Genomic DNA, 14,098 nt, shown 5'->3' on the forward strand with positions numbered 1-14,098 from the left:
CCGCGGTCCGGCGGCCGGGTGGCCGCCCGGGTCTCACCGGGCCGCGGCGAGCGGGCCGGTGAGGCCGCCCCTGCGCCGTACCGTCGCTGCGAGCGTACGGTGTCCGGCGTGCTCCTCGGCCGCGACCTCGCGGTCGGGGAGGTCCGGTCGGGGCCATTCGCCGGCCGCGGTGTCGGCGGCGGTCCGCAGGTCGACGAGGGCGCCGGTGAGGCGGCGGCCCGCTGCGGCGAGGGCCGCGGGCTCCGGGGAGGGGTGCGCGAGGAGGTGTTCGGCATGCTCCCGGGCGGCCGCGGCGTCCCGGACGGTGGCGCCGACCCGGCGGCCGGCCCTGCGGTTGGTGACCAGCAGGACGGCGAGGAGCCCGAGCAGGGCGCCGGCCACGGTGTCGAGGATCCGGTCGGCGACCAGCGGGCCGCTCGGCTGGGTGCGGCCGAACTCGGTGACGAGCAGCGCCATCGGGGTGACGCAGATGCTGCCGAGCCAGTAGTTGCGGCCGATCAGCGCCTCCGCGCCGAAGTTGCCGGCCAGGCAGCAGAGCACCAGCGGGACGGCGCCGAGGTGGGCGAGGGGCACGACGGCGGCGAAGACCAGTACCCCGAGCAGGTTGCCGACCACCCGCTGCACGGCCCGGTGCCAGGTGAGCGTGCCGTTGGCCTGGTAGAGCGAGGCGGCGGTGACCAGCGCCCAGGACGGGCGGCCGATGCCGAGCGCGGCTGCACCCCAGCCGGCCAGGGCGCAGCCGAGGAACGTCCGGTGCACGACCGGCAGCAGCGGCGAGCCCGGGCCGAGCAGGCGCAGCAGGGAGGGGCGGGGTGCGGGGGCGTGCCCGGCGACGGCGGCGTGCCCGGTGTCGTGTCCGGTGACGTGTTCGGTGCCGGCCGGGTCCGGGGCGGGCAGGGGGCGCCGGTGCGCAGGGCCAGGGCGAGTCCGCGCAGCCGCCCCGGGTCGGCCGCGCCGCCCGGGGCGGGGCCACCGGTGTGGGCGGCCGCGAGCGCGGCCTCGGCGTGGCCGAGCAGTCGGACGAGGGTGCACCGGTCCGCGCCGCCCCGCCGGGCCGGGCCGTCCGCGGGCGTCGGCAGCGAGGACCAGGCGGCGTGGAGGGCCGCGGCGGCCACGGCGCGCGGCCGGGTGCGGTGCGGACCCTCGGGGGTGGCGGCGTACGCGGCCGCGGCGTCGAGGGCGCGCGCGACGGCGTGCCGCTCGGGCCCGTCGCGGCGGATCAGTGCAGGTGCCAGACAGACCAGCCAGGCGAACGCGCCGGCGGCCGCGGCCAGACCGAGCCGGCCGGCGATCGCCGGGGCGGACAGCGGCACGAACAGCGCGGCCGAGGAGACGAAGGCGAGCACCACGTGGCCGGGTGGTCCGATCCGGGTGGCGTCGCAGACCGCCTTCTGGACGGCGGCGAGCAGGGCGCCGACCGCGACCAGGACGACGACCGAGTGGGTGAGCGCCGCGGCGGCCATGGCCGTACCGAAGCCGGCGAGCATCCCGAGCAGGACGAGCGCGACGGCGCGGGCGCGGGCCGCGTACGGCAGGTGGTGGCCGTACAGCGCGCAGAGCGCGCCGGCGGTGGTGGCCATCGCGAGGTCGAGGCGCCCGGCTGCGAGCAGGAGTGCATCGGGGACGGCCGCGGCGGCCACCACGCTGAGTGCGGGCTTGTACCAGATGTCGGACGGGCGGCCGAGGCGGAGCGGGGCCGCCAGTCGGCGTCGCAGGACGAAGCGCGGGCGGGCGGTCGCGGGGGGACGGGTGGAGCTGCTCACCCGAACAATGTTAGCAAGTGTTTTACTCGTAAACGATTTGCTACGGCGGGCGGACGCCCGTGTGCCCCGCCGCCCGCCCGCCGCCCGCGGGGGCGGCGGAGGTGGGCGGCGGGGCGACGGGTGGCGACTCAGGGGCGGGTGGCGACTCAGGGGCGGGCGGCCGACTCGGGCTCGGGCGCGGACCCGGCGTCGGCGTCGGCATTGGCGTCGGCATTGGCGTCGGCCGCACGCGGAGCCGTCGCCGCCGCAGCGTCGCGGGCGCGGCCGGGTACGGCCAGCGTCACCAGGGCGGCCGCCAGTGCCGCACCGAGCCCGATCGCCAGGCCCGTCCGGAACCCGCTCTCGGACGGCAGCGCCACCGGCCCCATCCGGACGGTCATGTGGGAGAGCACCACGCCGATCACCGCCGCCGAGGTCGAGGTGCCGATGGACCGCATCAGGGTGTTGAGACCGTTGGCGGCGGCCGTCTCGGAGGCCCGCACGGCGCCCATGATCAGGGCCGGCATCGAGGCGTACGCGAAGGCGATACCGGCGCCGATGACGCTGGAGCAGACGACGACGCCCCAGACGTGACCCATCAGGGCCAGCGACAGCCCGTAGCCCGCGGCGATCACCAGCGTGCCGACCAGCAGGGCCACCTTGGGGCCGCGGGCGGCCGAGAGCCGGGCCGACACCGGGGAGACAGCCATCATCACCAGGCCGGACGGCGCCATGCACAGACCCGCGGCGACCATCGACTGCCCGAGGCCGAAGCCGGTGGCGGCCGGCAGCTGGAGCAACTGCGGGATGATCAGCGACATCGCGTACATCGCGAAACCGACCACCACCGAGGCCGCGTTGGTCATCAGCACCTGACGGCGGACGGTGGTGCGCAGGTCGACCAGCGGGCTGGTGGTGCGCAGCTCGAACACGCCCCACAGCAGCAGGACGACGACCGCGGCCGCGAACATCCCGAGCGTGCTGCCGCTGCCCCAACCCCAGTCCGAGCCCTTGGAGATGGCGAGCAGCAGGCAGACCAGGCCGACCGAGAGCCCGACGGCGCCGACGACGTCGAACCGGCCGCCCCCGCGCACCGGGGACTCCGGGACGAGGGTCGCGACGAGGGCGACGACCACCAGGCCGAGCACCGCCGCGGTCCAGAACAGCACGTGCCAGCTGGCGTGCTGGGCGACCACCGCGGCGAGCGGCAGGCCGAGCGCGCCGCCGATCCCGAGCGAGGAGCTCACCAGGGCCATCGCCGAACCCATCCGCTCCGGCGGCAGCTCGTCGCGCATGATGCTGATGCCCAGCGGGATCACGCCGGCCGCGCACCCCTGGAGCGCGCGCCCGATCACCATCGGGACCAGCCCGGTCGAGACCGCCGGCACCAGCGAGCCAACGACCAGCATGCCGAGGCTGACCAGCAGCATCCGGCGCTTGCCGTACATGTCGCCGAGGCGGCCGAGGACGGGGGTGGCGACCGCGCCGGCGAGCAGGGTGGCGGTGATCGCCCAGGAGGCGTTGGCCGGAGTGGTGTGCAGCAGCTTCGGCAGCTCGGGGATGAGCGGGACGACCAGGGTCTGCATCAGCGAGACGACGATGCCGGCACCGGCCAGCACGGCGACGATCGCACCTGGACGGGCGGGGGTTGCGGAGCGTGAGCTCACGGGGGACTCCAAGTCACGAGGCGACTTGTGCATCATACATATGATGTGCACCATGCATGAAGCCCTTCGGCGCTACCCTGACCACGGAACGTGAGGAGGAACAGTGCAGGACCAGATCGGCGACATCGAGCGCGAACTGATGCTGATCGGGCGTCACCAGGTCATCGCCGCGCTGCGCACCGACCGGCCGACCGGCCGGCTCGAACGCAGCGCCTACACCCTGCTGAGCCGGATCGAGGCCGAGGGACCGATGTCGATCGGCCAACTCGCCGAGGCCTTCGGCCTGGACACCTCGACGATCAACCGGCAGACCGGTGCCATGCTCCGCAACGGGTTGGTCGAACGCATCCCCGACCCGGACGGCGGCATCGCCCGCAAACTCCGGATCACCGGCGACGGCCTGCGGCGGCTGCATGCGGACCGCGACTGGTCGGTCAACGGCCTGTCGGTCGTCCTGGCGGACTGGCCGGCGGAGGAGGTCGCGGTGCTGGCCCGCGCGCTCGCCCGCTTCAACATGAGCATCGAGCAGCACGAGGGCCGCAGTTGGCCCCGCCCGGCCGACGGCCCGGCGGACGCCCCGGCAGGCGGACCGCTGGACGACCCGCTGGACGGACCGACGGGCGGACCGGCGGGGGACGCGGGCGACCGGGCACAGGCCTGACGGCGGCGACCGCGCCGTACGGCATCGGCCGGGTCGCACCCGGCCGGTGGCCGCGGCCGGACGCCGCACCGATAGGGTCGGCGGGCATGGACACCGCCACCGCCCTCTGGTCCTTCGGCCTCCTGGTGGGCCTGCTGACGCTCACGCCGGGCCTCGACACCGCCCTCATCCTGCGCACCGCCGTCCTCGGACGGCGCCGCCGCGCCTGGGGTGTGGTGCTCGGCATCCAGACCGGCACCCTGGTGTGGGGCGTGCTCGCCTCCGTCGGGGCCACCGCCGTCCTCACCGCCTCGCACCTGGCCTACGAGACGCTGCGCTGGGCAGGCGCCGGGTATCTGCTGTGGACCGGCGCCCGGATGCTGCGCGACTCCTGGCGCCGCGACACCGGGGCCGCCCCGGACGGCAGCCCGGCGGACGGACCGGCGGACGGGCACGGCGGCGACCGGCACGGCGGGGACAGGCAGCGCACGGACGGGCCCGCGGACGGCAACGGGCTGGTCGCGGGCTGGCGCCGGGGTGCACTGACCAACCTGCTCAACCCGAAGGTCGGCGTCTTCTACGTCGCCCTGCTGCCGCAGTTCATCCCGCCCGGCGCACCCCACCTGGCCTTCGGCGTCCTGCTGACCTGCGAGCACCTGGCGCTCGGCCTGGTCTGGTCGACGGTGCTGGTGGGCTTCGCCCGGGTCGTCCGGCACCGGCTGACCGGCCCCACCGCCCGGCGCGTCCTCGACCGCATCACCGGCGGGGTGATCGCGGCGTTCGGCCTTCGACTCGCCTTCGGCGACTGATCGGGCCGGCCCGCGAGCGCGGGCAGCGCACTCGGTGCAGCAGGCCCGGCGCAGGCCCGGCGCGGGCCCGGCGCGGGCCCGGCGCGGGCGGCTCAGTGCAGCAGGCTCTGCCAGTCCCCGGGAACCCGGCCGGCCGGGCCGGGCGACGGCTGGGTCGGCGGGCGCGAGGCCGGACCGGCGAGCGGCGGGCCCGTGTAGTACTCGTCGGTCTCGATGTTCCAGAACCAGTCCTCGCCCGGCTCGAAGCTCGTGAGGAACGGATGCCCGGACTCCCGGGCGTGCCGGGTGGCGTGCTGGGACGGCGAGGAGTCGCAGCAGCCGATGTGGCCGCAGGCGGCGCAGCGGCGCAGGTGCAGCCACCAGCCGGCGTCCTGGCCGGCCAGGCACTCGGCGCAGCCGTCCCCGCTCGGCAGGGCGGCGGGGTCGATCCCCGGTACCTCCTGCTCGCTCATGCAGGTGCCTCCTCGACGTGCGGGCCCGGGCGTGCGGGCCTCCGGACGTTCCCCCTCCGGCGAACGTACGCCGGTCTGCGGCGGCCCGCCCGTCCGGGGAACGGCCGTCGGGGCCAGGGGTGTCAGTGGCGCGTGATGGGATCGGCGCGGACAGCGGGGACGGCGGAACGGTGATCGAGGAGGCGGCGGTGGAAGGGCGGTCGACGCGCTGGCGCTGCACGGGGCTGCACTGGCAGGACGACCGGCCGGTGCTGGGCGCGGTGCGCGGCGGGGTGCGCCACGAGCGGGTGGTCGAGCCGGGGGCGGCGGTGGGCTGGCGGCTGGGCGGGCCGCGCCGGTGCTCCGGGCCGCACCTGGCCGGCGAGCCGGAGCGGCGTGACTGTCCGCACCGGGCGGAGATCGACCCGGTGGCGGGGGCGGTGCTGTGCGTGCCGTGCCAGCAGGTCGACCGCGGCCTGGCGCTGGCCAGGGACCGGATCCTGGACGACGGGCGGACGTACCGGCTGTACCTGGCGTGGTTCGGCGGCGACCTGGTGAAGGTGGGGCTGACCGCCGAGCAGCGCGGCCGCTCCCGGCTGCTGGAGCAGGGCGCGCCGGTCTTCACCTTCGTGGCCCGGGGTCGCTGCCCGCCGTCCGACGGGCCGAACTGACGGTCAGCGGCTCCGGGCTCGCGCGGGAGCGGTTCGGGGTGCGGGCCAAGGCGGAGCAGTGGTGGCACCTGCCGGGGGCCGCGGAGCGCCGGGCGAGGGTGGCCGGTGCCCGGGCGGCCGCGCTGCAACTGCTGGCCGGGCATCCGCTGACCACCTACCCGGACGGGCCGGTGGTGGACCACGTGGAGCTGTTCGGCCTGACGGACGGCCCGCCGCCGTCGTACCGGGAGGTGACCGCCCTGGCGGACGGCGCGACCGTCTGCGGCGTGCTGCGGCCGCCGATCGGCCGGATGGTCTTCCTGGACCAGCCGGACGGCGGTGAACCGCTGCTGCTCGACACCCGCCGGCTCACCGGGTGGGCGCTGCGGGCGGCGGCGCCTGCGCCCTGCAGCGGGGTGGAGCTGCGCCCGCACCGCCGGCCGCCCGCGCCGGACGCCCAGGGCGCGCTGTTCTGACGCACCGTCGGGCCGGAGCGGGGACAGGAGTGCGGGCGCGGCACGATGCTCTTGCCCTCGGGGCTACCGACCGGTAATCCTTACTGACGTTCCGTCCAACAACGTCCGCCGCGCGCCGCCGAGGAGCCGCATGTCCGCCGAGGTCACCTTCCCGCTGCCCGCCCCGTACGGGTCGCGCACCGCCACCGTCCGCTACCACCGGCGGGGCAGCGGCAGCCCGCTCCTGCTGCTGCACGGCGTCGGACACCACTGGCAGGGCTGGGAGCCGGTCCTGCCGGCCCTGGCGGAGCGCCATGAGGTGATCGCGGTCGACCTGCCCGGCTTCGGCACCTCCCCCGGCCTGCCGGACGGCGTGCCGTACGACCTGACGGCCGCCGTCCCGACCCTCGCCGCGTTCTGCGCCGCGCTCGGGCTCGACCGCCCGCACGTGGCCGGCAACTCGCTCGGCGGACTGCTCGCCCTCGGACTCGGCCGGGCCGGGGCGGCCCGCTCGGTCACCGCCCTGGCCCCGGCCGGATTCTGGTCCGAGGCGGAGCGCCGCTACGCCTTCGCCGTCCTGGCGTACATGCGGCTGGGCGCGACCCTGCTGCCGCCGTCCGCCGTCGACGCGCTGTCCCGGTCGGCAGCCGGACGGACGGTCCTGGTCAGCAGCATCTACGCCCGGCCCGGACGCCGTTCGCCGGAGGGCGCGGCGGCCGAGACCCGGGCCCTGCGCGGGGCGACCGGCTTCGCCCCGACGCTGGCCGCCGGCCGCCGCACCCGCTTCACCGGCGACATCGCCGGCGTGCCGGTCACGATCGCCTGGGGCACCCGCGACCGGGTGCTGCTGCGCCGCCAGGGCGTCCGGGCGCTGCGCGAGATCCCGGGCGCCCGGCTGGTCCGGCTGCCCGGCTGCGGCCACGTGCCGATGAGCGACGATCCGCAGCTGGTCGCCCGGGTGATCCTGGACAGTTGCGCGGCGGCGGCCTGAGCCGCGCCCCGGGCGGCGGCGCCGCACGCACGCCCCGGGGTGGCGGAAATCACGCACCGCCACCGGTCACCTACGGTGGCGTAGGTCACTTCACAAGGTGAAACATCTACGGTATGGACGATCATCAGGAGACCCTTGACCTCGGTTCCTACGCAGCCCTCGGTGACAGCTTCACCGAGGGCCTGAACGACCCCGGTCCCGACGGCCGCTTCGCCGGCTGGGCCGACCGCCTCGCGGCGATGCTGGCCGCCCGCCGCCCCGCCGGCGACTTCCGGTACGCCAACCTCGCCGTCCGCGGACGGCTGCTCGACCAGGTCACCGCCGAACAGGTGCCGCAGGTCCGCCGGATCCGGCCCGACCTGGTCACCTTCTGCGCCGGTGGCAACGACATCCTGCGGCCGGGCAGCGACCCGGACGAGGTCGCCGAGCGCTTCGAGGACGCCGTGCTGGAGCTGCGCGAGCACACCGGCACGATCCTGATCTGCACCGGCTTCGACACCCGGACGGTACCGGTGCTCCGCCACCTGCGCGGCAAGATCGCGACGTACAACGGCCACCTGCGGGCGATCGCCGACCGCAACGGCTGCCAGGTCGCCGACCTCTGGTCGCTGCGCTCGGTGCACGACCGGCGGGCATGGAGCGAGGACCGGCTGCACCTCTCCCCCGAGGGCCACCAGCGGGTCGCCCTGCTCGCCGCCCGCTCCTCGGCCTGGCGGCCGACCAGGACCCGGAGGCGCCCTGGCCCGCCCGGCCCGAACAGACCCCGGCCGAGCAGCGCCGGGAGAACCTCCAGTGGGCGCGCGCCTACCTGCTGCCATGGGTCGGCCGCCGGCTGCGCGGCGAGTCCTCCGGCGACCACGTCGAGGCCAAGCGGCCCGAACTGCTGCCGCTCTGACCCCGCCGGGCGCCGGCGCGGCCGACCGCACCGGCGCCACGGGCCCGGTTTCGCCGCGCCCCGACGCGGCATACGGTCGTACGGGGGCTCGCCACCCGCCCCGAGGAGGCACCGCCATGACCGACTTCGCCGTCGACGTGACCAGGATCAGCCGCGAGGCGCACCGGACGATGAGCGCGCAACCGGCAACCGGCCCCACCGGGCGCCTGCCGGAGGAGCAGGTGGTGAGCGTCCTGAACGACGTGATCGCGACCGAGGTGGTCGGCTGGCTGCGCCGCACCAGGAACGCGCTGGCCGTCCAGGGCACCGGTGAGCGCGGGATCGCCGCACTCTTCACCGACCACGCCGAGCAGGGGATGCGGCACGCCGTGGCGGTCGCCGAGCGGATCGTCGCGCTCGGCGGGCACCCCAACTTCGACCCGGACACGCTCGCCCAGCGGGCGCACACCGACTACTCGGTCCCCGGCGAGGCCGCCCTGACCACCATGCTCGCCCGTGACCTGCGGGCCGAGCGGATCGTCGTCGCCTCGTACCGGGAGATCGCGGCCTGGCTGGGCAACCGCGACGCCGGGAGCCGGCGGCTGATCGAGGCCCTCGTCGCCGACGTCGAACGCAACGCCGGCGAACTGGCGGGCGCCGTCGCAGCCCGCACCGGGACCCCGGGGCCGCCGACCCGGCCGCCGCCGGACCGCCGGCCGGGCCTCACGACTCGTAGCGCTCGACGTCCTCGACGCTGCGGACGGCCGCCAGATTCGGATCCTCGCCGGCGTCGGCCCGCGCGCGGCGCTGGCGCAGCAGGTCCCAGCACTGGTCGAGTTCCGCCTCCAGTTCGTGCAGCCGCTGCTGTTCGACCTCGGGGTCGATGCGGCCGGCGGCCAGCTGCTCCCGCAGGACGCGCTCGGCCTCCACCATCTCCCCGATGCGGTCCAGGATCCGCCGGTCGGTCCCTTCGCTCACCTGCTGTTCCACCGGGCACCTCCGTCCGTACGACCTTGTCCCCGAGCCCGCCCCTCCTTTCAGCCTAGGCCGATTCGGCCGCTGTTTCGCCGCGGCCGCCGCAGGCCCGCGTGCCCCGGGCGGCGGTGTGGCGGCCGCGGGGCGGCCGTGGGGGCGCCTGCACCCGTGCGGGTGAGGGGCGGGTTGACACCACGTCAGGGCCAGGATCAGGATGGTCATTGTTGGCAATGGTTTTCGCTTCCAATAACTGTCGAATGGAGCCACCCATGTCCCTGAACGTCCCCACCGCCCTGCTGGAGAAGGCCGAGCACGGCGAGGTCGACGACGCCGAGTTCATCGACACCGTCCGCACCTCGCTGCCGTACGCGTACCGGCTGGTCGCCGAGCTGACGGACGAACTGCACGACTCCCCGAGGAGTTCGCCGACAACACGGTCGCGCCGAGCGAGGCCGAGCGGGCCGAACTGCTGCGCGCGATGGCCAGTGACGCGATCCGCGGCAGCCTGGAGCGGCACTTCGACGTCGTGCTGGCCTTCCAGAACTGCCACCGGGTGGCGGTCTTCCGTCCGGGCGGCGAGCAGGGCGAGGCGTACCGGCGCTTCACCTCCGTCCGCGCCCAGCTGCTCAACCAGGTGCCGGGCCTGCGCAGCTGCTGACGCCAGGCAGGCGGGCGGGTGGGCAGGACGGACGGGTGGGCAGCGGACCGGCGGGCGTCAGCCCGCGGTGTGCAGCGGGTCGGCCGGATCCCGGCCCAGCAGGCCGAGCAGCCGGGTCTGCGCGTCCGCTCCGGGCGGCACCGGAACGGGCGGGCCGAACACTCCGGAGGAGGCCAGCCCGTCGGCGTACGGCGTCACCTGGGCGAGCGCGAACTCGGCCGCCGCCGGGTCGATCCCGGCATCGGCGCCGACCCCGACCGCCAGGTCCCAGGCGTGCACGATCGCGTCCACCGTCATCTCCCGGCAGTAGTCGAGCGACGGGCGCTCGCCGTAGGAGAGGTGCACGGTGCGCTGCAGCGCCCCCGGCTCCGCGAACGCCGCCAGGGCCGCCGCGGCGCAGGCCGTCCACACCCCGGCGGGATCGTCGCCGAGGACGTCGCCGTCGAAGCGGTCGCCGACCTCGGCGACCGTCCGGCCGGCCAGCAGCGCGGGGGCCCACAGCTGCTCGGAGGCCACGTGGTTGGCCAGCTCCCGCACGCTCCAGTCGGCGCACGGCGTCGGCCCCGGCCACAGCGCGCCGTCGGCCGCCGCCCGTACCTGGCGGCCGACGGCCTCCTGCGCGTTCTCGTAGAAGTGCAGCACCTCGTCGACATGAACGACCATGCCTCCACCTTTCACCCGATCGGCCGACCCGGCACCTGGAACCCCGGCCGGCGCCCGGACGTGGTGACCGGCATGGAGCGATTCCACCTCGACACCGACGGCGAACGGATCGCCGCCGTCCACCTGCCGCCCGCCGTGCCGGGCCCACCGGTCACCGCCGTGGTGCTGCACGGCGCCGGGGACAGCCACCAGGGTTGGCTGGAGGCGCTGCTCCACGACCTCGCGGGCCGCGGCTGCCGGGTGCTGGCCCTCGACTTCTCCGGCCACGGCGCGAGCACCGGCACCCTCGCCGAGCTGTCGCTGCGGCGCCGGCTGCGCCAGGCGGCGGCGCTGATCGACCGGCGGGCCGGCGCGGACGACCTGGTGCTGACCGGCTTCAGCATGAGCGGCCAGACCGTCGCCGACCTCACCGCGTCCTACGGCCCCCGGGTGCGGGCGATCGGGCTGTGCGCGCCCGCCGTCTACCCGCGGGCCGCGTGGGAGCTGCCGTTCGGCGCCGGGTTCACCGAGGCGATCCGGCGGCCTGGCGCGTGGCGGGACTCGGCCGCCCTGACGTCGCTGCGGGCGTTCACCGGACGCTCCGTGCTGGCCGTCCCCGGCCACGACGACGTCATTCCGGCCGCGGTGACCGTCGCCGTGGCGGACGCCCTCGCCGCCCGGTCCGCGTTCACCCGCCTGGATCTGCCGCGGGCCGGGCACGCGCTGGCCCGGCGGTTCGGCGAACACCCCGCCGAACGGCGGCGGTTCGTCGCCGCCCTGCTCGGCGCGGACGGCGCGGACGGCGCGGGCCGACCGACCGGCACCGGCCTGCCGCGGGCGCCGCGCCGGACGGCATGATGGACGCCGTCAGCCCCGCCCCCGTGCAGGAGGTCAGCCGCCGTGCGCAGCCCGGTCACCGTCATCGGCGAATGTGTCGCCGACGCCTTCACCGACGCCGCCGGCAGCGGCCCCGGCGAGCTCGCGCTGCGGGTCCACCCGGGCGGCGGGCCCGCCAACACCGCGGTGGCCCTCGCCCGGCTCGGCACACCCACCCGCTTCCGCGGCCGGCTGTCGGGCGACGTGTTCGGACGGCTGTTCCGCAGTCAGCTGGAGGGCTCCGGGGTCGACCTCACCGGCTGCGTGGCGGCGCCCGAGCCCAGCACCCTGGCCGTCGCCGAACTCGACGCCGAGGGCCGGGCCGTCTACTCGTTCCACGCGGAGGGCACCGCCGACTTCCAGTGGACCGCCGCGGAGCTGGCGGCCCGGCCGGCCGACGGCTCGGTCTGCGTGCACACCGGGTCGCTCGCGCTCGCCCGCGATCCGGGCGGCCCGGCGATCGAGGAGTTCCTGGCGGCCGCGGCGGCCACCGCGACGGTGTCCGTCGACCCCAACGTGCGGCCCCTGCTGGTCGACCCGGCGCGGTACCGGGAGCGGCTGCCGCGCTGGTGCGAGCTGGCCGACCTGCTGCGGCTCAGCTCCGACGACCTCGACCACCTGTATCCGGGCAGGCCGCTGGAGGAGGTCTGCGACCGCTTCCACGCCGCGGGGACGCCGCTGGTCGTCATCACGCTGGGCGCGGACGGAGCGCTGGCGTCACTGGACGGCACGCGGATCACGGTGCCGGCGGTGCCGGTCACGGTGGTCGACACCGTCGGTGCGGGGGACGCGTTCACCGCGGGGCTGCTGCACCACCTGGGCGGGCGCGGCCTGCTCGGTGGGCGCCCGGCCGGCCTGACCGTGGACGAGACCGCCGCGGCCTGCCGGTTCGCCGCCCGGGTGGCCGCGCTGACCTGCGCGGTGCCGGGACCGAACCCGCCGTGGGCCGACCGGCTCTGACCACCGGCCGTACCCGCCACGCACCGGGGCCGGCGCCGCGTCGCCGCCGCGCCGGCCCCGGGTGGCCGTGCTGCTCCGGCTACTCCACCGGCGCCTTGTCGCGCAGTACCTCGATGAAGGCGCGCATCCAGCCCGGGTGGTCCGGCCAGGCCCGGGCGGAGACCACGACACCGTCGACGACGGCCTCGCCGTCGACGTAACCGGCCCCGCCGGCGACGACGTCGGGCTCCAGGGCCGGGTAGGCGGCCGTGCGGCGGCCGGCGAGTGCCCCGCCGACCAGGGAGATCAGCGGGCCGTGGCAGATCTGCGCGATCGGCTTGTCGAGCTCGAAGAAGTGCGCCACGATCCGCTGCACGTCGGCGTTGTTGCGCAGGTACTCCGGCGCCCGGCCGCCCGGGATGACCAGCGCGACGTAGTCGGCCGGGTCGACGTCGGCGACGGCGACGTCGGCGGGCCAGGTGTAACCCGGCTTCTCGGTGTACGTGTCGAAGCCGTCGACGAAGTCGTGCACGACGAACTGCAGGGTCTTCCTGGACGGTGCCGCGATGTGCACCTCGTACCCCTCCTCCCGCAGCCGCTGGTAGGGGTAGAAGACCTCCAGCGACTCCGCCGCGTCACCGGTGACGATCAGAACCTTGGCTGCCATGCCGGCGGTACCGTCCCTTCGCTGCGCCCACCTGCTGTGAGCCCCGACACACACTGCCGTCCGTCGGGCCGCCGGGCAATGCGGCGCGCGATGCACGGGCGGCGTGCGCTGCCTGCTCCGGCGTGCGCCTGCTGTGCGCTCCTGGACCTTGACACGCGCCCCCGCCGTTCGGACGGTCGGGTCAGCCCGGCGGACGCGCTCCGCGAGCGTCCGGCGGGGCCGGCGCCTAGCGTGCAGATGAGTCGTGTCCCTGGCCCGGAGGTCGCCATGAAGTGCTCGCAGATCGTGGGCTCCAGCACGGTCGCCAACCTGCGCGACCTGGGCGGCATCGAGTTCCCCGGCGGCCGGATCAGGGCCGGCCGGGTGTTCCGCTCCGGCGGGCTGGACCGGCTGGACGCGGCCGCCGATCCGGTCTTCGCCCGGCTGGGCGTCCGGACGGTGATCGACCTGCGCACCGAACGGGAACGCACCGAGCGGCCGGACCGGATGCCCGGCGGCGCCCACCTGCTGGTCGCCGACGTGATGGCCGATCCCACCGGCACCGGCACGGCCGCCCGGCTGGCCGCGGTGCTCGCCGACCCGGCTGCGTCGGACGGCGAGTTCCGGTCCGGCGGCGCGGCCCGCGCGCTGGAGGCCGGATACCGGGCGTTCGTGACGGCCGAGTCGGCGCGGCGCGCCTACCGGCAGGTGGTGACCGCGCTGGCCCACCGGGAGGGCGGCCCGGTGCTGTTCCACTGCACGGCCGGCAAGGACCGCACCGGCTGGGCGACGGCGCTCGTCCTGCTGCTGCTCGGCGCGGACGTGCGGACGGTCGAGGCGGAGTACCTGTCGGTGGGGGCGGCCGTCCGGGCCGAGTTCGCGCCGCTGGTGGCGGAGTTCACCGCAGCCGGCGGCGATCCGGAGATCGCCGACGCGGTGTTCGGCGTCAGGCCCGGCTACCTGCACGCCGCCCTGCAGGCGGTGGCCGACGGCTGGGGCGACGCGGAGTGCTACGCCCGGGCCGCGCTCGGCCTCAAGGACGAGACCCTCGGCCGTCTCCGGGAGAACCTGACGCTCTGACCGGCCGCGCGGGGCCGTCCCGG

General features: G+C 76.2%; 13 protein-coding genes and 4 pseudogenes. 11 read left to right on the forward strand and 6 right to left on the reverse strand.

What is annotated here, in order from left to right:
- Positions 1 to 33: 33 nt before the first annotated feature.
- Both ABEB13_RS09235 and ABEB13_RS09240 read right to left on the reverse strand, forming a co-directional pair.
- Positions 34 to 1,703: pseudogene (locus tag ABEB13_RS09235) on the reverse strand (FUSC family protein).
- Positions 1,704 to 1,909: 206 nt separating this feature from the next.
- A complete protein-coding gene (locus ABEB13_RS09240) occupies positions 1,910 to 3,442 on the reverse strand; it encodes an MFS transporter (RefSeq protein ID WP_345705089.1) in 1,533 nt (510 codons plus the stop codon).
- Between the two features lie 106 nt (positions 3,443 to 3,548).
- Between ABEB13_RS09240 and ABEB13_RS09245 the strand changes: the two genes are divergently transcribed.
- Both ABEB13_RS09245 and ABEB13_RS09250 read left to right on the forward strand, forming a co-directional pair.
- The gene (locus tag ABEB13_RS09245) at positions 3,549 to 4,070 is read left to right on the forward strand and encodes a MarR family winged helix-turn-helix transcriptional regulator (RefSeq protein ID WP_345709606.1); all 522 of its coding nucleotides are present in this window, start codon (positions 3,549 to 3,551) and stop codon (positions 4,068 to 4,070) included.
- Positions 4,071 to 4,156: 86 nt separating this feature from the next.
- Positions 4,157 to 4,858 carry a LysE family translocator gene (locus ABEB13_RS09250; RefSeq protein WP_345705090.1) on the forward strand — a complete coding sequence of 234 codons (702 nt, stop codon included), beginning with the start codon at positions 4,157 to 4,159 and terminating at the stop codon, positions 4,856 to 4,858.
- 92 nt (positions 4,859 to 4,950) lie between these two features.
- Here the strand turns inward: ABEB13_RS09250 and ABEB13_RS09255 are convergent, their stop codons facing one another.
- Complete coding sequence (locus tag ABEB13_RS09255) at positions 4,951 to 5,310, reverse strand: UBP-type zinc finger domain-containing protein (protein WP_345705091.1); 360 nt, start codon at positions 5,308 to 5,310, stop codon at positions 4,951 to 4,953.
- Between the two features lie 125 nt (positions 5,311 to 5,435).
- Between ABEB13_RS09255 and ABEB13_RS09260 the strand changes: the two genes are divergently transcribed.
- The 5 genes and pseudogenes from ABEB13_RS09260 to ABEB13_RS40435 form a co-directional block, all read left to right on the forward strand.
- A complete protein-coding gene (locus ABEB13_RS09260) occupies positions 5,436 to 5,960 on the forward strand; it encodes a hypothetical protein (RefSeq protein WP_345705092.1) in 525 nt (174 codons plus the stop codon).
- 38 nt (positions 5,961 to 5,998) lie between these two features.
- Positions 5,999 to 6,415 carry a hypothetical protein gene (locus tag ABEB13_RS09265; RefSeq protein ID WP_345705093.1) on the forward strand — a complete coding sequence of 139 codons (417 nt, stop codon included), beginning with the start codon at positions 5,999 to 6,001 and terminating at the stop codon, positions 6,413 to 6,415.
- A 130-nt stretch (positions 6,416 to 6,545) separates the two neighbouring features.
- Positions 6,546 to 7,385: an alpha/beta fold hydrolase gene (locus ABEB13_RS09270; protein WP_345705094.1), complete on the forward strand. Its 840-nt coding sequence runs from the start codon at positions 6,546 to 6,548 to the stop codon at positions 7,383 to 7,385.
- Positions 7,386 to 7,498: 113 nt separating this feature from the next.
- Positions 7,499 to 8,280, forward strand: a pseudogene (locus ABEB13_RS09275) (SGNH/GDSL hydrolase family protein).
- 170 nt (positions 8,281 to 8,450) lie between these two features.
- Positions 8,451 to 8,852: pseudogene (locus ABEB13_RS40435) on the forward strand (ferritin-like domain-containing protein); the annotation flags it as partial.
- Positions 8,853 to 8,982: 130 nt separating this feature from the next.
- Here ABEB13_RS40435 and ABEB13_RS09280 read toward each other — a convergent pair.
- Complete coding sequence (locus ABEB13_RS09280; protein ID WP_345705095.1) at positions 8,983 to 9,237, reverse strand: DUF2630 family protein; 255 nt, start codon at positions 9,235 to 9,237, stop codon at positions 8,983 to 8,985.
- Positions 9,238 to 9,503: 266 nt separating this feature from the next.
- Here ABEB13_RS09280 and ABEB13_RS09285 point away from each other — a divergent pair.
- Positions 9,504 to 9,892: pseudogene (locus tag ABEB13_RS09285) on the forward strand (SCO5389 family protein).
- Between the two features lie 57 nt (positions 9,893 to 9,949).
- On the opposite strand, the gene ABEB13_RS09290 reads toward ABEB13_RS09285, so the two are convergent.
- Positions 9,950 to 10,555: a TIGR03086 family metal-binding protein gene (locus ABEB13_RS09290; protein ID WP_345705096.1), complete on the reverse strand. Its 606-nt coding sequence runs from the start codon at positions 10,553 to 10,555 to the stop codon at positions 9,950 to 9,952.
- Here ABEB13_RS09290 and ABEB13_RS09295 point away from each other — a divergent pair.
- Both ABEB13_RS09295 and ABEB13_RS09300 read left to right on the forward strand, forming a co-directional pair.
- The gene (locus ABEB13_RS09295) at positions 10,544 to 11,392 is read left to right on the forward strand and encodes an alpha/beta fold hydrolase (RefSeq protein WP_345705097.1); all 849 of its coding nucleotides are present in this window, start codon (positions 10,544 to 10,546) and stop codon (positions 11,390 to 11,392) included. The two genes, ABEB13_RS09290 and ABEB13_RS09295, sit on opposite strands and share 12 nt — an antisense overlap.
- A gap of 42 nt (positions 11,393 to 11,434) precedes the next feature.
- The gene (locus ABEB13_RS09300; protein ID WP_345705098.1) at positions 11,435 to 12,370 is read left to right on the forward strand and encodes a carbohydrate kinase family protein; all 936 of its coding nucleotides are present in this window, start codon (positions 11,435 to 11,437) and stop codon (positions 12,368 to 12,370) included.
- 79 nt (positions 12,371 to 12,449) lie between these two features.
- On the opposite strand, the gene ABEB13_RS09305 is transcribed toward ABEB13_RS09300, so the two are convergent.
- On the reverse strand, positions 12,450 to 13,016 hold the full coding sequence (locus ABEB13_RS09305) for a DJ-1/PfpI family protein (RefSeq protein WP_345705099.1): 567 nt from the start codon (positions 13,014 to 13,016) through the stop codon (positions 12,450 to 12,452).
- A 237-nt stretch (positions 13,017 to 13,253) separates the two neighbouring features.
- Here ABEB13_RS09305 and ABEB13_RS09310 point away from each other — a divergent pair, with 237 nt between their 5' ends.
- Positions 13,254 to 14,075 (forward strand): tyrosine-protein phosphatase, encoded by an 822-nt coding sequence (locus ABEB13_RS09310; protein ID WP_345705100.1) that lies wholly within the window; start codon positions 13,254 to 13,256, stop codon positions 14,073 to 14,075.
- Positions 14,076 to 14,098: the final 23 nt, after the last annotated feature.

The sequence above is a fragment of the Kitasatospora paranensis genome (assembly GCF_039544005.1).
Taxonomy (GTDB): domain Bacteria; phylum Actinomycetota; class Actinomycetes; order Streptomycetales; family Streptomycetaceae; genus Kitasatospora; species Kitasatospora paranensis.